Source organism: Parasedimentitalea nitratireducens, from assembly GCF_057444295.1.
The window spans coordinates 69695-88610 of the sequence record NZ_JBYAXC010000004.1 but is presented as its reverse complement, the minus strand read 5'-3'; the positions used below and the strand labels follow the sequence as shown (position 1 = coordinate 88610).

At 58.2% G+C, this 18916-nt stretch carries 19 protein-coding genes; 7 read left to right on the top strand and 12 right to left on the bottom strand.

What is annotated here, in order from left to right:
* The first annotated feature begins 50 nt into the window (after window positions 1-50).
* Window positions 51-626 carry a choline-binding transcriptional repressor BetI gene (gene betI / locus AC2T28_RS14010; protein WP_486748859.1) on the top strand — a complete coding sequence of 192 codons (576 nt, stop codon included), beginning with the start codon at window positions 51-53 and terminating at the stop codon, window positions 624-626.
* 130 nt (window positions 627-756) lie between these two features.
* Here the strand turns inward: betI and AC2T28_RS14005 are convergent, their stop codons facing one another.
* The 4 genes from AC2T28_RS14005 to AC2T28_RS13990 form a co-directional block, all read right to left on the bottom strand.
* Window positions 757-1662 carry a DMT family transporter gene (locus AC2T28_RS14005; protein WP_486748860.1) on the bottom strand — a complete coding sequence of 302 codons (906 nt, stop codon included), beginning with the start codon at window positions 1660-1662 and terminating at the stop codon, window positions 757-759.
* A gap of 136 nt (window positions 1663-1798) precedes the next feature.
* Window positions 1799-2731, bottom strand: coding sequence for a pirin family protein (locus AC2T28_RS14000; RefSeq protein WP_486748861.1), 933 nt, complete (start codon window positions 2729-2731; stop codon window positions 1799-1801).
* Between the two features lie 88 nt (window positions 2732-2819).
* Window positions 2820-3275: a hypothetical protein gene (locus AC2T28_RS13995; protein WP_486748862.1), complete on the bottom strand. Its 456-nt coding sequence runs from the start codon at window positions 3273-3275 to the stop codon at window positions 2820-2822.
* Between the two features lie 17 nt (window positions 3276-3292).
* Window positions 3293-3895 carry a LysE/ArgO family amino acid transporter gene (locus tag AC2T28_RS13990; RefSeq protein ID WP_486748863.1) on the bottom strand — a complete coding sequence of 201 codons (603 nt, stop codon included), beginning with the start codon at window positions 3893-3895 and terminating at the stop codon, window positions 3293-3295.
* A gap of 89 nt (window positions 3896-3984) precedes the next feature.
* Between AC2T28_RS13990 and AC2T28_RS13985 the strand changes: the two genes are divergently transcribed.
* The 3 genes from AC2T28_RS13985 (at window position 3985) to AC2T28_RS13975 (ending at window position 6076) form a co-directional block, all read left to right on the top strand.
* Window positions 3985-4869, top strand: a complete 885-nt coding sequence (locus AC2T28_RS13985; protein WP_486748864.1) for a LysR family transcriptional regulator ArgP — start codon at window positions 3985-3987, stop codon at window positions 4867-4869.
* Window positions 4870-4899: 30 nt separating this feature from the next.
* Window positions 4900-5745 carry a COG3904 family protein gene (locus tag AC2T28_RS13980; protein ID WP_486748865.1) on the top strand — a complete coding sequence of 282 codons (846 nt, stop codon included), beginning with the start codon at window positions 4900-4902 and terminating at the stop codon, window positions 5743-5745.
* A 139-nt stretch (window positions 5746-5884) separates the two neighbouring features.
* Window positions 5885-6076: a peptidyl-tRNA hydrolase gene (locus tag AC2T28_RS13975; protein ID WP_486748866.1), complete on the top strand. Its 192-nt coding sequence runs from the start codon at window positions 5885-5887 to the stop codon at window positions 6074-6076.
* A gap of 70 nt (window positions 6077-6146) precedes the next feature.
* On the opposite strand, the gene AC2T28_RS13970 is transcribed toward AC2T28_RS13975, so the two are convergent.
* A complete protein-coding gene (locus AC2T28_RS13970) occupies window positions 6147-6887 on the bottom strand; it encodes a YebC/PmpR family DNA-binding transcriptional regulator (RefSeq protein WP_486748867.1) in 741 nt (246 codons plus the stop codon).
* 119 nt (window positions 6888-7006) lie between these two features.
* Between AC2T28_RS13970 and AC2T28_RS13965 the strand changes: the two genes are divergently transcribed.
* Together AC2T28_RS13965 and AC2T28_RS13960 are read left to right on the top strand one after the other, a co-directional pair.
* Window positions 7007-8779 (top strand): SLC13 family permease, encoded by a 1773-nt coding sequence (locus AC2T28_RS13965; RefSeq protein ID WP_486748868.1) that lies wholly within the window; start codon window positions 7007-7009, stop codon window positions 8777-8779.
* 46 nt (window positions 8780-8825) lie between these two features.
* Window positions 8826-10529, top strand: a complete 1704-nt coding sequence (locus AC2T28_RS13960) for an FAD-binding dehydrogenase (protein ID WP_486748869.1) — start codon at window positions 8826-8828, stop codon at window positions 10527-10529.
* A 69-nt stretch (window positions 10530-10598) separates the two neighbouring features.
* Here AC2T28_RS13960 and AC2T28_RS13955 read toward each other — a convergent pair whose 3' ends face one another.
* From AC2T28_RS13955 to mgtE, 5 genes are all read right to left on the bottom strand, one after another.
* Window positions 10599-11357 carry a YbaY family lipoprotein gene (locus AC2T28_RS13955; protein ID WP_486748870.1) on the bottom strand — a complete coding sequence of 253 codons (759 nt, stop codon included), beginning with the start codon at window positions 11355-11357 and terminating at the stop codon, window positions 10599-10601.
* A gap of 104 nt (window positions 11358-11461) precedes the next feature.
* Window positions 11462-13240 (bottom strand): SLC13 family permease, encoded by a 1779-nt coding sequence (locus tag AC2T28_RS13950; protein ID WP_486748969.1) that lies wholly within the window; start codon window positions 13238-13240, stop codon window positions 11462-11464.
* Between the two features lie 85 nt (window positions 13241-13325).
* On the bottom strand, window positions 13326-14138 hold the full coding sequence (locus AC2T28_RS13945) for a TIGR00282 family metallophosphoesterase (protein WP_486748871.1): 813 nt from the start codon (window positions 14136-14138) through the stop codon (window positions 13326-13328).
* A gap of 275 nt (window positions 14139-14413) precedes the next feature.
* A complete protein-coding gene (locus AC2T28_RS13940) occupies window positions 14414-14983 on the bottom strand; it encodes a 5-formyltetrahydrofolate cyclo-ligase (protein ID WP_486748872.1) in 570 nt (189 codons plus the stop codon).
* Window positions 14980-16368 carry a magnesium transporter gene (gene mgtE, locus AC2T28_RS13935; RefSeq protein ID WP_486748873.1) on the bottom strand — a complete coding sequence of 463 codons (1389 nt, stop codon included), beginning with the start codon at window positions 16366-16368 and terminating at the stop codon, window positions 14980-14982. Before mgtE ends, AC2T28_RS13940 begins: the two co-directional genes overlap by 4 nt.
* Before the next feature lie 133 nt (window positions 16369-16501).
* On the opposite strand from mgtE, the gene guaD reads away from it, so the two are divergent.
* Window positions 16502-17791 carry a guanine deaminase gene (guaD, locus tag AC2T28_RS13930; RefSeq protein WP_486748874.1) on the top strand — a complete coding sequence of 430 codons (1290 nt, stop codon included), beginning with the start codon at window positions 16502-16504 and terminating at the stop codon, window positions 17789-17791.
* Window positions 17792-17863: 72 nt separating this feature from the next.
* Here the strand turns inward: guaD and AC2T28_RS13925 are convergent, their stop codons facing one another.
* Entirely contained in the window at window positions 17864-18304 is a 441-nt protein-coding gene (locus tag AC2T28_RS13925) for a CAP domain-containing protein (RefSeq protein ID WP_486748875.1), read from the bottom strand.
* A 167-nt stretch (window positions 18305-18471) separates the two neighbouring features.
* Window positions 18472-18915 carry a CAP domain-containing protein gene (locus AC2T28_RS13920; RefSeq protein ID WP_486748876.1) on the bottom strand — a complete coding sequence of 148 codons (444 nt, stop codon included), beginning with the start codon at window positions 18913-18915 and terminating at the stop codon, window positions 18472-18474.
* Window position 18916 lies beyond the last annotated feature (1 nt).

Genomic DNA, 18916 nt, shown 5'->3' with positions numbered 1-18916 from the left:
TTCCAAACAACAAGAGTTGCAACCCCGGGCCAGCTCGGCAATCATGCGGCATGAGCAGAAAACGTATTCGTGATATTCGTAATGAAGAGCTGATTGAGGCCACCATCATCGCCGTGCATAAACACGGCTATGGCGCTGTAACCATGGCAGATATTGCCCAGGTGGCCGGGGCTTCGGCGGCCTCAATCAATTATTATTTTGGCTCCAAAGAAGGCCTGATGGAAGCCACCATGCGCCATCTTTTGCGTAAACTGCAGGCCGCAATGATCAACGGCTATGGCCGGGCCGAAACTCCAACCGAGCGTCTTTATGCGGTGATGGATGCCAATTTTTCGGATCAGCTGTTCACGGTCGAGCAATGCAGCATCTGGATGCAATTCTGGGCCAATGCGCCCTACTCCAAGCATCTCGCCCGTCTGCACCACCTGAACCGCGCGCGCGTACGCAGCCATTTCCGCGCTGAATTGCGTCGCCTACTGCCTGCCGAAGAAATCGAAACCGCGCGCCAAGCCCTGCAAAGCTATATGGACGGGGCCTGGTTGCAGGCCGCCTTGTCTGAGCGCCCGTTGGATCCACGAATTGCACGAACGGCGGCGCACCGGGTTGTGGACCTGGTGTTATCTTGACTTGGTTCGTTTCCTAGAACTGTTTCGTCCGGCGGAACGCCGGGCAGCACCCGCCCGCCCCCACGGCGGGTGCTTTGCCCCCACCTCGGCCGGCACTGCCCTTAGTGTTTCAAGCCCTGTTCAACAGGTTCTAAACTTTGGTCGCCATATCCGGTGGTGTGATGGCACGGCGTTTCAGCACAGCTTCGCGCCAGGTTATAAAACTCACCGCCGCCAAAATTAGCCCGCCTCCACAAACAACCCAGATATCCACCGGCTCGGCAAAAACCAGTGCGCCCAGCGCCGTAGCCCAGACCAGTTGCAGAAACGTCACCGGTTGGGTCACCGTCATCGGGGCTGCAGCAAAGGCCAGCGTCATCGCATAATGCCCCGCTGTGGCAAAACAGGCCACGCCAAACAGGATCGCAACCTCACCCAGTGTCGGCGTCACCCAGACCGCAATGGCAAAAGGCGTCAGCCCAACCGTCACCCAGATCGACAACATCGCCACCACCACCGTGGGGTTGGTGCCATCCACGGTGAATTTGGCCAGCAGATATGACGCACCAAAGGCCATGGCAGTAAACAACATGGCGATGTGCCCCGGTGAGACTTCGCGAAATCCAGGCCGCAGGATGATCAGCGCGCCGATCAAAGCCGCCACAATCGCACCAACCCGGCGCAGGGCCAGACGTTCGCCCAGAAACAGGGCTGCACCCAGCGTCACATAGACCGGTGACAGGTAATTCATCGCCGTGACCTCGGCCAACGGGATCTGGGTCATCGCGTAAAACCACAAGATCACACCCAATGAGTGCACCAAGCCGCGACCGGCAAACAGCCCCCACAGTTTAGGTGTCAGATTGGTGCGGCGCACCGCGCCCAGCATCGGCACCAGAAAAACCAGCCCCAGCAGATAGCGCAAAAAGGCGGATTCAGCGGGCGGAATACGGGTACCGAGATATTTCACCAAGGCCGTCACCGCGACAAAGCACAACCCCGTCAGCAGCATCCAGACAACGCCCATCACAGGCTGATATTGGGGATTCTGTGTCATATCCGGACCCAACACCCAAACAGCCGACGTGACAACCCTTCACATGGCAATCATTTTCGAAACCACGCACCACCCGGCTTTGCAGGGCGGAACAGGGGTGGGCGGCGGTGCTGTTTTACCCTGCAAAGCCTTTTGCTCAGGGCAGTGGAATAAACTCCTGATCGTCACCCGGCGGCAGTTGAAACCGCCCCTGCTCCCAGTCTCCAGCAGCCCAGGCCGCTTTGGCCTCTTCGATCTTCTCCTTGGAGGAGGCAACGAAGTTCCACCAGATATGGCGCGGCCCATTCATCGTCTCACCGCCCAGCGCCATCAAACGCGCACCCTGTGGTCCTGCCGTCACCGTGATCGCATCACCGGGGCGAAACACCATCATCCGACCGGCTTCAAAGGTGTCCCCTGCAATTTCTACCGAACCCTGGGTGATATACAGTCCGCGATCCTCGTGATCATCAGGGAGCGGCAGCTTGGCGCCGGGCTGTAAGACCACATCTGCATAGAAGGTTTCCGAATACATCGTCGCAGGCGCTGTCTCTCCCCAAGCCGTGCCCAAGATCAGCCGCACCTCTTTGCCTTCACCTTCCAGCAGCGGCAGCGCTCCTTTGCCGTGATGTTCAAAGCTGGCCGGTGTGTCCTCGTGGCTGTCGGGCAGCGCAATCCAGGTCTGGATGCCAAACAGTTTGCTTTCACCGCGCCGGGTTGCCGCCGAAGTACGCTCGGAATGGGTCACACCTTGGCCCGCCACCATCCAGTTCACCTCACCCGGATAGATCATCTGATGGGTGCCCAGACTGTCGCGATGCTCAAACTCGCCGTCGTATAGATAGGTCACAGTGCCCAGCCCGATATGGGGGTGCGGTCGCACATCAATCCCCTGCCCGGTCAGAAATTCAGCCGGGCCCGCCTGATCAAAGAAGATAAAGGGCCCCACCATTTGTCTGCGTGGCGCTGGCAGGGCGCGGCGCACTTCAAACCCGCCAAGATCGCGGGCGCGTGGGATAATCACCGTCTCGATATCATCCAGATTGCCCGCATCCGGGCATTGCGGTTCCAGGCTTGGGTTCCAGCTCATGATGGTCTCCTTGCTTTGCTACCAAGAAGATATGAGCTTTTAGCTGATGCACAAACCCATCACGCAATCACATCTCATGTGCGCAGGCTCACGGAAGCTTGGCTTCCTGATACCCCATAATAGGGTCATCCACCGCAATCATGTCCTTGCTCCAGCTCCACTCCACGCGCTCGCAGTCTTCACTATAGATGCCGCGCAGGATCTCTTTGCCACCATTGGCAAGATCAAAAACCACTTGCTCTACAATCGGCACCAAGACCGAGGTGCCAGGCGAGCCCGCGTAATAGACCAGCCTCGCCACGTTTGGCTTGCCTGCGACGGGTAGATCAAAATGCAGCAACTGCGGCTTGGACGGCGAGTGCATGAACAGAGGCAGTTTTGCAGAGGTGTGCGTTTTGCTCACCGCATATGGTTCGTCATCCTGCCAGATGACCAGCCATTGGTTCTCCGCAATCGACGCATCGGATTCAAACGGTGTGCAATCTGCCCAAACACTTGCAGGAAGGGTCATCGCGGCGATAGTTGCCAGTAATTTCTTTAGCATTCTCAGCCCCGTCTCAATCAAACTTTCAACAACAAACTGAGCGCGATAGCCCACATAGTCAAGCCAACCAAACCGTCCAGAGCCTGCCAGGCCCGTGGGCTGGTGAACAACGGTTGCAACAGTTGCGCGCCAAAGCCGAGGCTGAAGAAAAATGTAAAACTTGCGATGGCCGCGCCAAGACCAAAGGCCCAAGACGGATCATATTGCGCCGAAATCCCGCCCAGCAGGATCACCGTATCCAAATAGACATGCGGATTGGCCCAGGTCAGCAGCAAACAGGTTGTAAAGGCCGCTACCAGGCTGCCTGCTGTGCGCCCCTTATCCTCCAGCTTGCCGCCCCCTGTAAAAGCCGCCTTGAAGTTCATCGCACCATAGACAAACAAGAACGCTGCTCCGGCATAAAGCACCAGGGTCAACACCCATTCATTGGCCGAGATCAGCGCGCCAAACCCCATCACACCCGCTGTAATCAGTATCGCGTCCGACGTGGCGCAGGTCAGACAGATCCAGAACACATGTTGCCGCCGCAGCCCCTGCCGCAGAACAAAGGCATTTTGTGAGCCGATGGCCATGATCAGGCTAAAGCCAAGGGCAAATCCGGCGAATAAACTAGGCGGCATGTCTGGTCCTCTTTTCGTGTTGAGGTTTGACTACACCGCTGCATCAGCGTAATCCAATTAAAGATCATAACCCAGATTAAGTTTTGCTAATGCACTTTCACCCCAATCAGCTAGAGGCCCTGTCACAGGTTCTGCGCCTTGGCAGTTTTGAGGGGGCCGCAGCGGCGCTGTCGGTGACACCTTCGGCCATATCGCAACGGGTCAAGGCACTAGAGGACCAAACCGGCACCACACTGATACGGCGCGGCCCGCCCTGTACCGGGACTGAGGCCGGGGTCCGTATTGCCAAACATGCCGAGGACATTGGCCTGCTTGAGGCGCAACTGACCCGAACCCTGTCGCTGGACACATCGGGCAGCACTGCGCGGCTCAAGGTGGCGGTGAACGCCGACAGTCTGGCCACTTGGTTTGTCGAGGCGATGGCGGCGGTGGACGGCGTCATGTTCGATTTGGTGATCGACGATCAGGACCACAGCGCCAATTGGTTGAAACGCGGCGAGGTTTCAGCGGCGATCACCGCCCATGACCGGCCTGTCACCGGCTGCGATGCCCACACCTTGGGAGCCTTTCAATATGTCGCCTGCGCCAGTCCGGCCTACGTGGCGCGCTACTTCCCAGATGGTGTGACACCAAACACCGCTAGGCAAGCCCCCTGTCTGGTCTTCAATGCCAAGGACGCTCTGCAACGTCGGTGGCTGGATCTCAATGTCGCGCCCAACCTGTCGCCGCCTGCGCATTTTATCCCCTCTACCCATGCCTTTGTGGATGCGGCGCTGGCTGGGATGGGCTGGGGTATGAACCCGCTGCATCTGGTTGCCCCCTTGTTGCAGAGTGGTGAACTGGTGCCGCTGCTACCAAAAACCGAGCTATCCGTGCCGCTCACCTGGCAAGTCAGCCGGGTCATGGCCCCGGCGCTGGCCGAAGTCACCCGTGCGGTACTGGCCTCGGGGCGACGGCAATTGGTGCAGGCTTGATCCACAGCACCAGATCCGCCAAGCTGCGGCATGACCACCCAAACCGTGCGCCCCCTATTTAGCAGCTTCTGTCTGCACCTTGTTCTGCCACGCCTTATGGTGTTGGCGCTATTGGCGGCCCTCGGCTCTTTACTCAAAACCCCGGTCCCGCTGCTCTACACCCTGCTGGCGGCAGATGCTGCGCTATTCATCTGGCAGTTCCTGCGATTTCAGGCCAGCGCTGATGATCATCTGCGCAGCACCGGCAATATGGCCCCGGTTTGGGGCGGCTATCTGGCGGTCCTTGTTGGCGGCTTTGCGTCGCTCTCGCTGTGGTGGGGGGCATTTCTATTTGCCAGCCAGCCTGACAACCCGGAACTGTTCACCGACCGCATGGACCGCGAACACGCCGCCAGCTATGAGCTTTCACTGTCCGAAGACAAACAGATCCTGCACTTCAGCGGTACCATCACCTTTGGCCTGACCAAACGGACACAGGCCTTGCTAGCCACAAATCCCCAATTGGTCGCGGTCAGCTTAGCCGGTGCCGGTGGCCACATCTATGAGGCACGCGGCTTTGCCCAGTTGATCCGCAACACAGGCCTGAACACCATTGCAACCGAGGACTGCAGTTCAGCCTGCACCCTATTGTTCATCGCCGGACAAGACAGACAGCTGGCTGCTGGCGCCCAACTAGGCTTCCACAGCTATGCGCTTGAATTTGGATCAGCCCTGCCAAACCTTGACCTGCAAAAGGAACAGGACAAAGACCGCAGTTTCTTCCGCGGCCAAGGCGTGAGTGAAGCCTTTTTGGCAAAGATGTTTGATGAACCCAGCAATGAACTGTGGCACCCCAGCCGCCAAGAGGCCTTAGAGGCCGGATTGCTAACGCAATAGCTGTCGAGCCGAGCCAAACGCGCCATTTTTCCCAATAAAATATCGTAAATTTTTAGAACCATGCAGATGAATTCTGAAACCTAATCTTTGCACTTGTCTGGCACCTTAACGTCTTGCGAAGACGTGGGGACCCGACACAATGCTAGACGGACTAGAGTACGAAGAGGTCGCTTTGCGGCGGCGCATGCTGTTTCGGCTATTGAAGGGCTTTGATTTCAATAGGCCGGTGTTTCAGGGGGAGTCCATATCAGATCCAGTCGCCCGTGCACTGATCTCGCCCGAGTATCTGAGATTTGACGGTTCCGCCTCGCAGCCCGCATACAGCCCCTAAAGGCAACTCACTTGCGCATAAAAAAGGCCCGCCAATTGGCAGGCCTTAAATCATTTACATGAAGCGGCTTTTACAGCTGCTCCATCACCTCGTCCGAGGCCTCGAAGTTGGTGGTGACACGCTGAATGTCATCGTCATCTTCCAATGCATCCACCAGCTTCATCAGCTTTTCCATCGCAACCAGATCCATCTCGGTGGTGGTGGTTGGCTTCCACACCAGCTTGGTGCTTTCAGATTCGCCCAAAGCTGCTTCCAGCGCGTTTGACACCTCGTTCAGATCGGTGTCTTCGCAATAGATGGTGTGGCCCTCGTCCGAGCTTTCCACATCTTCGGCACCCGCTTCGATAGCGGCTTCAAAAACAGCATCCGCATCGCCCACCGAAGCGCCATAGGTCACTTCGCCCTTGCGGTCGAACATGAAACCAACCGAGCCGGTTTCGCCCAGATTGCCACCGTTCTTAGAGAAGGTGGAACGCACGGTAGATGCGGTGCGGTTGCGATTGTCGGTCATTGCCTCAACGATGACAGCAACGCCGTTCGGGCCATAGCCCTCATAGCGCACTTCTTCGTAATCGTCGCCTTCACCGGCGGCTGATTTCTTGATCGCGCGGTCGATCACATCCTTGGGCACGGATTGCGACTTGGCTTCTTTGACAGCCATACGCAGACGTGGGTTTTTCTCAGGATCCGGGTCGCCCATTTTGGCGGCTACGGTGATTTCTTTCGAGAGTTTCGAGAACAGTTTCGAGCGAACGGCGTCCTGGCGACCTTTACGGTGCTGGATGTTTGCCCATTTTGAGTGGCCTGCCATGGTCCATCCCTATGCTGATTACATGTTTGGCGCACATATAGCCCCGACAGGGCATGGCTTTCAAGCACTGCTGGGCGATCCGTGCTTGTTCCAGCCCCTCCAGCGTCTAAAGTGCCCCTATGACATTAGATCAAACCATATTATTTTCGCTCTTCGCCACCGTATTTGCTCTGCTGGTCTGGGGGCGGTATCGCTATGATCTTGTGGCCTTTGCTGCGCTGATGGCTGGCGTGGTGCTGGGCGTGGTGCCAACCAAAGATGCCTTTTCGGGCTTTGGCCACCCGGCCACTCTGGTGGTGGCACTGGTGCTGATTGTCTCGGCTGGCTTGGTCCGGTCCGGCGCCGTGTTCCTGATCACCCGCACACTTGTGGATGCCTCGCGCGGGCTGGGCAGCCACATCGCACTGATGGGTGGGATCGGCGCGGTGTTGTCGGCGTTTATGAACAACGTTGCTGCGCTGGCCCTGCTGATGCCGGTGGACATCCAAACCGCCCGCAAGGCGGGCCGCTCACCGGGGCTTAGCCTGATGCCGCTGTCATTTGCCACCATCCTGGGCGGCATGGTGACGCTGATCGGCACGCCTCCCAATATCATCATCGCCGCCATCCGTGCCGAAAATTTTGGTGAGCCGTTTCACATGTTCGATTTTGCCCCGGTGGGCGGTATCGCTGCGATTGCTGGGCTAGCCTTTGTTGCGCTGGTTGGCTGGCGTTTGATCCCGTCCCGCGATGACGCAGGATCTGCCGAGGCGCAACTGGCGCAGTACATTGCCGAGCTGACAGTGCCAGACGGCTCGACCCTGATCGGTCAACGGCTGGGAGAGCTGGACGATGAAGCCGAGAAGGCGGATGTGGCCATTCTTGGCCTGATCCGTGAGGGGCGGCGGCGGTATGGCCGGGCCGCAGGCTCTCACCTGCTGGCCGGAGACGCGCTGGTTCTTGAAGCAACCCCCGAAGCACTAGACGAGTTCCGCACCGCGCTGTCGCTGGATTTTTCCGATCAAGCCCGGCAGGAAAAGCTAACCGCTGAAGGAGAAGGCCTGGAAATTGTCGAGGTTGTGGTGCCAGAAACCGCCCGCATTACCGGGCGCACAGCCCAATCCATGGGGCTGGCCTGGCGGCAAAGCACGGTGCTGATGGGCCTGTCGCGCCAAGGTCGCCAGATCACCCACCACATCCGCCAGACCGAGATTGAGGCAGGTGATATCCTGCTGCTGCTCTGCCCCCGCAACCAAGCGACAGATGTCACCGAATGGCTGGGTTGCCTGCCCTTGGCCCAACGTGGCCTCGCTGTTACCGCCAATGACAAGACTTGGCTGGCCATTGCCATGTTTGCTGCCGCCGTATTGGCGGCCTCGGTTGGACTGCTGTATCTGCCTGTGGCGTTGGGTCTGGTGGTGATAGGCTATGTGCTGACCAAAATCCTGCCGGTGGCCGAGATCTATGATCACATTGAGTGGCCGGTGGTGGTTTTGCTGGGGTCCATGATCCCACTGGGCGCCGCGCTGGAAAGTTCTGGTGGTACTGCGCTAATTGCCGATGCCCTGATCGGGCTGACCCAGGGCCTGCCCGCCTGGGCCATTTTGACGGTACTGATGGTGGTGACCATGTCCCTGTCAGATGTGCTGAACAACACCGCCACCACAATTGTGGCAGCACCGGTCGGTATCCAGATGGCCAATACGTTGCAGGTCTCGGCCGATCCGTTTCTGATGGCAGTGGCAGTTGCGGCCTCGGCGGCCTTCCTCACCCCCATCGGGCACAAGAACAACACCCTGATCCTGGGGCCCGGCGGCTATCAGTTTGGTGACTACTGGCGGATTGGCCTGCCCCTAGAGGTTTTGATTGTGGCAGTCAGCATCCCAGCGATCCTGGTGTTTTGGCCAATGTAGCCACGGTTGCCGCGACGACACCTCGCGAAACGATTGCCCCAACGCCATGCCCAGCTCTAGGCTGGCTGAAACCGGATCAGAGGGGCACGAAATGGGCGACAGCGCAGATGTGATTATCATAGGCAGCGGGTTAGCCGGTCTGGCGGCCGCCGCTGAATTGGGCGACCGGGGCAAACGGGTGATCCTGCTGGACCAGGAGCCCACGCATTTTCTAGGTGGCCAAGCCCATTGGAGCCTGGGTGGATTGTTCATGGTCGACACCCCCGAGCAACGCCGCATGGGCATCCGCGACAGCCTTGATCTGGCCCGGCGCGACTGGATGGGCAGCGCGCAATTTGACCGGCCCGAAGACCACTACCCCCGCAAATGGGCCGAGGCTTATCTGCAATTTGCGGCCGGAGACATGCGCCCCTGGCTGCATGACATGGGATTTCGCTGGTTCCCAGTGGTGGGCTGGGCCGAACGTGGCGGCAGTAGTGCCGAGGGTCACGGCAACTCGGTGCCGCGTTTCCATATCACCTGGGGCACCGGCCCCGGTGTGGTTTCTCCCTTTGCCAACCGGGTCCGCGCATATATCGAGGCAGGGTTAATCGAACTACGCAGCCGTCATCGTGCCAGTCGCATTCTGATGCAGAATGGAGCAGCCACCGGAGTAGCTGGGAAAGTTCTTGCGGATGACAATGCGGTTCAGGGTGCCAAGACCAACCGAGACATCATTGGAGAGTTCGAAGCCCATGCGCCCTCGGTCATTGTGGCCTCGGGCGGGATTGGTGGCAATCTGGAGCGGGTGCGCAAGAACTGGCCGCGCGACCGTTTGGGTGACCCGCCCAAGGATATGGTGTCAGGTGTCCCGTTCCACGTCGATGGCCGCATGATCCCCATCGCGGAAGACGCCGGCGGCCATGTCATCAATGGCGATCGCATGTGGCATTACTGCGAAGGCCTGCGTAACTGGGATCCGATCTGGCCCAACCACGGCATTCGCATTCTGCCCGGTCCGTCATCCATGTGGTTCGATGCCAAGGGCGACCGCCTGCCCGCCCCTTGCCTGCCGGGCTTTGATACGCTGGCGACGCTTAAAGAGATCCTGAAAACTGGACATGGCTACAGCTGGTTTGTGCTAAGCCAAAAGATCATCGAAAAGGAATTCGCCCTGTCCGGATCCGAGCAAAACCCGGACCTGACCTCGGGCAAATGGCTAGAGGTGATCCGCTCGCGCCTGCTGTCGCGTGGGCGGGCACCGGGCCCGGTCGAGGCCTTCAAAGAGCATGGTGCCGATTTTGTGGTGGCGAATAACCTGAGCGAACTGGTGGCGGGCATGAATCAGATTGCCGAGGTCCCATTGGACGAGCCCCACCTGCGCCAACAGATTGAGGCGCGGGATAGCCAAGTCGACAATCCCTTTGCCAAAGACGCCCAGATCATCGCCATTCACGCTGCGCGCAATTACCGCGGCGACCGGCTGATCCGCACCGCCAAGCCACACCGCATTCTTGATCCACGAAACGGCCCACTAATCGCGGTACGCCTGAACATCCTGACCCGCAAAACACTAGGCGGTTTGCAGACCAATCTGGATAGCCAGATAGTTGGTGAAGATGGCGCAGTGGTGCCTGGTCTGTTTGCGGTTGGCGAAGCCGCCGGGTTTGGCGGCGGTGGTTATCATGGATACAACGCGCTCGAGGGCTCGTTTCTGGGCGGGTGCATATTCTCGGGGCGCAACGCTGGGCGCTCAGTTGAGATTGCTTAGACAAAGTAACCGCCCAGCCTGTTGGCGGGCGGTTAATCCATGTAGCAACAACTGCGGCTTGTGCGGGGCCTAGGCTTTCAGCGTCAGCCCTATCAAAACAGTTCCGTCTTCAGCCAGCAATTTCAGCACCGGTCCCTGTCGCTCAATCGTTTTGACCAATGGCAAGGTCGCCAGGAAATCTTGTTCCTGCTGATCCAACCCCGGCACACAGGCCATCATTGTGCCAGCCATCTTGTCCGGGAAGCTGATCTTGTTGCCGTCCAGCTCGGCTTGTCCCATGAACCGGTTACATCCGCCCGAAGCAGAAAACTGTCCATTTTCTGAGAAAGAAAACCCAGGATCACGCCCCAGCTCAACGGCAGTGCCGTTTAGTTCGAACAGGGTCCAGCTGGTATTGTCCAGTTTCATGTCAGCACTCTCAGGTGCCAATGCAGAGATCGGTCTGACAATCATATCTGCGGTATCATCGGCACCCCGGGTCAGCACCGGATAGTTGGTGTCGGTAATATAGAGGAGTTCTCCATCCAGCGTGATCCGAGCCGACACAGCATAGCTGTGATTTTCAACGATATCACCGTCGTCAAAGCTGAGCGAATAGTCAGTCGGCACACCCGACAGGTCATAGGTCTGAGATGCGAGCAATCTGGAGGGTACATCAGCTAGAGACACGTCGCGCAACTCAACCACAAGATCGGCCCCCGGCGGAACCGCAATGCGCTGCAAATAGGTAACGCTGCCGTCCACTGTTCCAGCCTTAGCCATTGAAACCCCTGCAATTGCCGTGGACGCCGCAAGCACCAGGGTCATGAAACCGGTTTTGAAATCCATTGTCTGTGCCTCGTAACAAACTCAATCCCCAGACATCTAAGGATTGAATTAGAGATTACATCAGGCGCCGGATTTGATCGGCATAAATACGCCGCGTGACCGCGCTAGTTCAGTGGCCAGAACACCGGGATCAGGGCTGATGCCAGCAATCCAACACTCAGGTTCAATGGGATGCCAACCCTCATGAAGTCAGTAAAGCGATAGCCGCCTGGACCATAGACCATCATATTGGTCTGATAGCTGATCGGAGTGGCAAAGGTGGCACTGGCCGCCACCATCACGGCAATTACCAGCGGCCGTGGATCAACCCCCATCGATAACGCCAGACCAATCGCTACCGGTGTCAGCACCACCGCCACCGCGTGGTTGATCAGCTCGGACAAGACTGAGGTCAGCAGGTAAACCGCCCAGACAATAAAGAACGGCGGCAAATCTCCAATCAGCGGTGCCAAAGCATGCACAATCAATTCAATTGCACCCGAGGTTTCAAGCGCCGTGGCCACCGCCAGCATGGCAAAGATCAACGCCAACAGACGTCCATCAATGAATGAGAACGCCTCTTCACTGTCGATACAACGGGTTAGGAAAACGGTCGCCATCGCCAGCACCGCCAACAACAGGATTGGCGCAACACCAAGTGCAGCCAAGATCACAATGCCCGCAATCGCGGCAATGGCGATGGGCGCATGGCTGCGGCGATAAGCACGTTCCGACGGCTTGGTGACATCAACCATGTCCATATCAGCCGCCAGCCGTTGAATATCGCTTTCGGCTCCCTCCAGCAGCAGGGTGTCGCCAACCCGCACCACCAGATCATCTAGCTGTTGACCAATATTTTGGTTACGCCGATGTACCGCCAAGACATACACGCCATAACGACGACGCAGACGCAGTGCGCCCAGCGACCGGCCCACCATGCGGCATCCCGGAGTAATCAGCACCTCAACGGTCGATGTCTCCACGGCGGAAACCTGATCAACCCGCTTCAATTCCTTGTTGCGCTGCAGGCTCAGCAATTCGGTCATTTTTGTTCGTAAAACAACCCGATCGCCAACCTGCAATTCAACGCCCTCAAGATTGCGCCGCAGCGAGGCATCACCGCGGATCACATCAACAAGGCGCACGCCAGCGCGTTTGAACAGCTGCACCCCAGTCACCTCGCGGCCAATCAGGTTGCTTTCGGGCGGGATCACCGCCTCGGTAAAAAACTTCATCGAGTGCTTGCCAGACAACATCGTTGCCATGCTGGAACGATCCGGCAGCAGGCGTGGCGCAACATAGCGCAGATAGATCGCGCCCCAGATCACCAGGATGATCGCCAGTGGTGTGATCTCAAAAATGGTAAAAGGTCGCAGACCTTGCGCCCGTGCCACACCATCCACCAGCAGGTTGGTCGAGGTGCCAATCAGGGTCAGTGTCCCGCCCAAGATAGCCGCATAGCTTAGCGGGATCAGCATCTTACTGGCCGAGATGTTCAGTTTTCGCGATAGCTGCACAAACACCGGGATCATCACCACAACAACTGGCGTGTTATTCACAAAAGCCGAGGCAATCACCACAAACAGCATCAGTGCGCCAATGGCAACCGCCGGCCTTGCGTCAGCCTGGGCTTCGGCCAATTGGGTAAACCATTGCAAGGCTCCGGTGCGCACCAGCGCGCCCATCACAATGAACATCGCCACAATGGTCCAGGGGGCCGGGTTCGACAACACATGCAGGGCATCGTCATAGGGCAACAGGCCCAATGCCAGCATCGTCGCAGCACCGCCAATCGCAACCACTTCGGCCGGATAGGACTCGCGCATGAACAGGATGAACATAACAACAACAACGACAAGGGTCGCAACCGCGCTGCCGGTGTCCGAAAAACTCAATAAATTCATGCCACCGTCCGTCATCTTCATTGCACTTTATCCTGACCCGCTTTGCCAATTGGTGCAAGCGCCCAGACAGCGGGAACGCTGTGGTTTATGGTGCTGCTGCCTGCAGCAACCCGCCCGCCCGAATCATGCGGATCTCTTTCGCAGCACCGGTGCGATCATCGGTATTCACAAATACGCCCGACAGGGTCGCCTCGCCATTGGCCGGGGTAAATCGGCTTTTGGGCATACCGGTGATAAACCGGCGCATCGGTTCGGCCTTTTCCATACCAATCACCGAATTGTAATCGCCACACATACCCGCATCGGTCAGATAGCCAGTGCCACCCTCCAGAATCTGCGCATCGCCGGTGGGCACATGGGTGTGGGTTCCCACCACCAGAGACGCCTTACCATTACAGAAATGGCCCATCGCCATTTTCTCGGATGTGGCTTCGCAGTGCATGTCAACAATCACCGCCTGCGCCAGCCCGCCACGCGGATGCGCCTTAAGCACGGTTTCAACGGCCGAAAACGGATCATCAAAGGCGCGCTTCATAAACACCTGCCCCAGTGCCTGCAGCACCAGAACCTTGCGCCCACCCGGTGCGTTGAACAAACGATACCCCTTGCCCGGCGCACCCTTGGCATAGTTCAAGGGGCGGATGATGCGCGGTTCTTTCTCGATGAACTGCAGCATGTCCTTTTGGTCAAACGCATGGTCGCCCAGGGTCAGACAATCCACCCCAGCCTCCAGCAGGGCCTTGGCGTGATCACCACTTAGCCCCATGCCATTGCTGGCATTTTCACCATTTACCACAACAAAATCCAACCGCCATTCGTCACGCAAACGCGGCAGGTTCTCGGTGATGGCCTTACGCCCAGCGCGGCCCATCACATCGCCTAGAAACAGAATTCTCATATCTCAGTCCTTAGGCCACTGTAGGAGGCTAGGACAACCCCCTACTGCAAACCGTTCGTCACATTGGGGTCAAGGGTCGCATAGCGACCGCGCGCAAGCGCGGCTCGCCCTTGAGGCCAAAGTGACGGACAGAACACTCGACATGGCTCCTGTGGGGCAAACTTGCTCCTCAGAGCCTCTCAGCAACTCTTCCCTTCGCCGTGCGTCAGCACGGCGCCACGCCCAACGGGCGGCAGACCTGCCTCGGCAGGTCAACGACGGGCGGGAGCGCACGCTCAGCGCTCAAACTGCAACACCCGGCTTTCCGTAATCAGCATATCCAGCGGCTGATCCGTCTCCTCCAATGGCAGATCTTCCGCTTCTTGCGCATCAAAGGCAAACCCAATGGCCAGCGTCGAACGCTTGGCGCGCAGGCCTTCTAGCGTACGATCATAAAAACCGCCGCCATAGCCCAACCGCCCACCTCGGGCGTCAAAGGCCACCAGCGGCACAATCAGGATCTCCGGTTCAAAGAAATCATCCACTTGCGGTACCTGGGCCCCGAAGGGTCCATCGCGCAGCGGTGCCTCCGGCAGCCAGCGGCTGAACTTCAGCGGCAGCCCCGCGCTTTGGATCACTGGCACACCAACCCTGCCATGCGCCGTCGCCTCGGCCATGGCGGGCAGCGGGTCAATCTCGGTTCGGATCGGCATATAGCCCGACAGCGGCACACCGCGATAGCCGGCCAGCACCTCGGACAGATGCCCCGCAACGCCCGGTTTGTGCATCGCGTACGCCTCTTTACGGCGGGCAAACCCCTCTTTGCGGGCCTGCGCCTTTATTGCAGTCAGATCAATCTCACTCATAGCAACACCTTTGACGCCAACCCAAGGAAAATGAAAAAGCCCATGACATCGGTTGTGGTGGTCACAAAAGTGCCCGAAGCCAGCGCCGGGTCAATCCCCAGCTTGTCTAGTGTCACCGGCACCACCGTACCAGCAAAGCCCGCGATAATCATGTTGAACACTAAGGCGGTGCCGATCACCGCACCCAACATGGGTGAACTGAACCAGAGCATGCCAACCAAACCCAGCACCACCGCAAAACACAACCCATTCAGCATCCCCACCATCAGCTCTCGCCGGATCACCCGCCAGACGTTTGCCCCGGTCAAATCCTTAGTCGCCAGGGCCCGCACAGCCACGGTCAGCGACTGGGTGCCTGCATTGCCACCCATCGAGGCGACAATGGGCATCAGAATGGCCAGCGACACCAGCTCGGCAATGGTGGCCTCAAACTGAGAAATCACCAGCGAGGCACAGATTGCGGTGAACAGGTTCACCCCCAACCACGGCAGACGTTTCTTCGAGGTCTCTGCTACACTGTCCGACAGGGCACTTTCCCCAACCCCTGCCAGACGCAGAATATCCTCTTCGTGTTCTTCATCCAACACCACCATGGCATCATCAATGGTAATGACCCCAACCAACCGGTCATCGCCGTCCACAACAGGGGCGGAGATCAGATGGTACTGGTTGAACGCATAGGCCACCTCTTCTTCGTCCTGGTCGGCAGGGATTACCTCAAACACCTCTTCCTGCAGATCAACCAAAGGCACCTCGCGGCGCGCGCCCATCAGTTTACCCAGGGTGACATTGCCAATCGGCTTCATCCGTGGATCAACCAAGATGACGTGATAGAACTGCTCGGGCAAGTCATCAGACTCGCGCAGGAAATCGATGGTCTGACCCACATTCCAGTGCTCGGGCGCCATCACCACCTCGCGCTGCATCAATCGCCCAGCGGAACTTTCCGGATAAGCCAGCGACTGTTCGACCGCGACCCGGTCAGCGTCTTCCAGCACCTCAAGAATGGCTTCCTGCTGCGGCTCTTCCAGGTCTTCAACCAGATCGACCACATCATCGGTTTCCAAATCCCGCACCGCTTCGGCCAAAACTTGCGGGTTGAGGATGGGGATCACATCTTCACGAACGGATTCTTCCAGCTCGGTCAGGATCTCGCCATCGAACTCGCGCCCATACAGATGGATCAGCCGTTCCCGGTCGTTTGAGTTGATCTGCTCCAACAGGTCAGCGATGTCGGCCGCATGCAAAGGCTCCATCAGCTTGGTCAGCTGATCCTTATCTTCCACGTCGACAGCATAAAGGATCGCCGCAACCGCACTGCGGTCCAGCTCATATCCATCGTCGCGGGTCAGATCACCGCTCCTTTGGTCGCTACCTGGGTTCATGGGCTGCCTCCGCTTGATTGTTCGCAAACTAGAAGAAGCTGCTACCGGAAAACAATGACAATGGTTGAATTTACCGAAACTGTTGTGGCCGCTATCCTGTGTCATGCAGTTTGGCAACAAAAGGACGCGCGCCATGACCACAGAAATCATCCTCAAAGGGCAAATACTCTCCTTTGGCCGCTCGCCTTTTGGTGAAGGCGATCCACAGGATGCGGCCCAAGTGTCCGAGGCTGTGGCGATCTGTGACGGCAAAGTCGCTGGCACTGGAACACTTGAAGAGATGCGCGCCCTGCAACCCACGTCCCAAGTGGTGGATCACGGCGACAAGTTGATTACCGCTGGCTTTGTCGACGCCCATGTCCACTATCCGCAGACCGCAATGATCGCCAGCTGGGGCAAGCGGCTGATTGACTGGCTCAACTCCTATACCTTCCCCGAGGAAATGCAGTTTGGGGATCGCGCCTATGCGGATGAGATCGCCAACCGCTATCTGGATCTGACCATCGCCAATGGCACCACCTCTGTGTGCAGCTACTGCACCATCCACCCCGAAAGCGTCGACGCCTTTTTCACCGCTGCCCAATCTCGTGGCCAGCGCGTGGTGGCCGGTAAAACCTGCATGGACCGCAACGCGCCCGAGGGCCTGCGTGATACCGCACAATCGGGATATGACGACAGCAAGCGCCTGCTAGAGAAATGGCATGGGGTGGACCGCCTGTCTTACGCCATCACCCCGCGCTTCTCGCCGACCTCGACCCCAGAACAGCTTCAGGCGATGGGCGCGCTTTGGGCCGAAAACCCTGACTGTCTGATGCAGACCCACCTCAGCGAGCAGACGGATGAGATCGTATGGGTGAAATCCCTGTTCCCACAGGCGCGCGACTATCTGGATACCTACGAGGAATTTGGCTTGCTTGGCGCGCGCGGCCTCTATGGTCATGCGATCTATCTGGAAGAGCGTGAACGGGATCGGCTGCGCGAACACGGGTCCTCGCTGATCCATTGCCCCACCTCAAACACCTTTATCGGCTCTGGCCTGTTCGACATGGCGGGCCTGATGGCTGAGGGTCATCGCATTGGTCTGGCCACCGACACCGGTGGTGGTTCGTCCTTTTCGATGCTGCGCACCATGGCGGCGGCTTACGAGGTTGGCCAGCTGCGCGGCACGCCTCTGCATGCGGCGCAACTGATCTGGCTGGCGACCCAAGGCTCCGCTGCTTCACTACGCATGGACGATAAGATCGGTAACATCGCACCGGGCATGGAGGCTGATCTGGTAGTGCTGGATCTGGCCTCCACCCCGGCCATTGCCCAGCGGTCAACCCGCGCCAAGGATCTGTGGGAGGCCCTGTTCCCAACCATCATGATGGGCGACGACCGCGCCATTTCCGAGGTCTGGATTGGTGGTAACAAAGCCGCGTAACACGCCTGCCGAAGTCGTTTTGACAAGAAAATCAAACGCGTCATCCGCTGGATGGCGCGTTTTACGTGCCGGTTAGCAACCCGGTCGCGCCAGTACCATCACCCAGATGTCCCCTGCCGTCTTTACCAGCGCAAATTCACTGACATGCCGGTTGAGCAAGTTCTTACGATGGCCGCGGGATTTGTACCAAGCTTTCATAACCTCACGCTGGCTGTCGATACCTGCTGCGATATTCTCGGCATAGGCGCACCAGTTATAGCCGCTGCGCGCCAGTCGGGTCGGCACGTCAGACCCATCGCTGCCCGTATGCGAGACAAACCCGTTTCGGGCCATATCTTCGGCGTGTCGAAGTGCAGTCTTTTCCAGCGCACGCGAATAGCGCAGCGAGGCTAGATTGCGGTCTTCCCGCAAGTTATTAAGGCTGCTGAGCGCCGCAGAACGGTCCACACTTGCCGCAGACAAAGGCAAACCCGTGAGGATCAGAGAGAGTGCCAGACTACAAAACAGCTTCATATAACGATCCCTTGGTTTTCTGCCCTATGCGCCAAGGTGATCATTGCGACCACGGCCAGAGCAACCGGGCCAATGTAGCAAATTTGCCCCGATTTCTCATCTGTAAAGCCGATACAATTTGAAGCTTTTGGCAAATCCTATCCAGATCGCATGACGCAAACCAAGGCCTAGCAGCCGGGTTTGGCCAGCACCATAACCCAGATATCTCCCGCCACCCGCACCAGCGCAAACTCGCTGACTTTTCGGTTCAGCAGGTTCTTGCGGTGCCCCCGAGACTGGTTCCAGCCGTTCATCACCTCGTTCAGGTTTCGCTGTCCCCAGGCAATATTCTCGGCAGCCGCGCACCAGCCATAACCGCCTTCGTTCAACCGGGAGCCGATGGTCGAGCCATCACTGCCGGTATGTGAACGAAAATCATTGCGCAGCATGTCATTTGCATGGCGTTGGGCCACTTTTTCAAGCTGCGGAGAATAGGTGAGCGCCGACAATCTCTTGTCGGCGCGCAACGCATTAAGGCTGTTGATTGCAGCAGTGCGGTCAAAGGCAGAGGCACCCGAAAGGGGCAGTGCCCAGATTATTGTTCCAAGCACCAGGGCCTTCAACTGCATCATG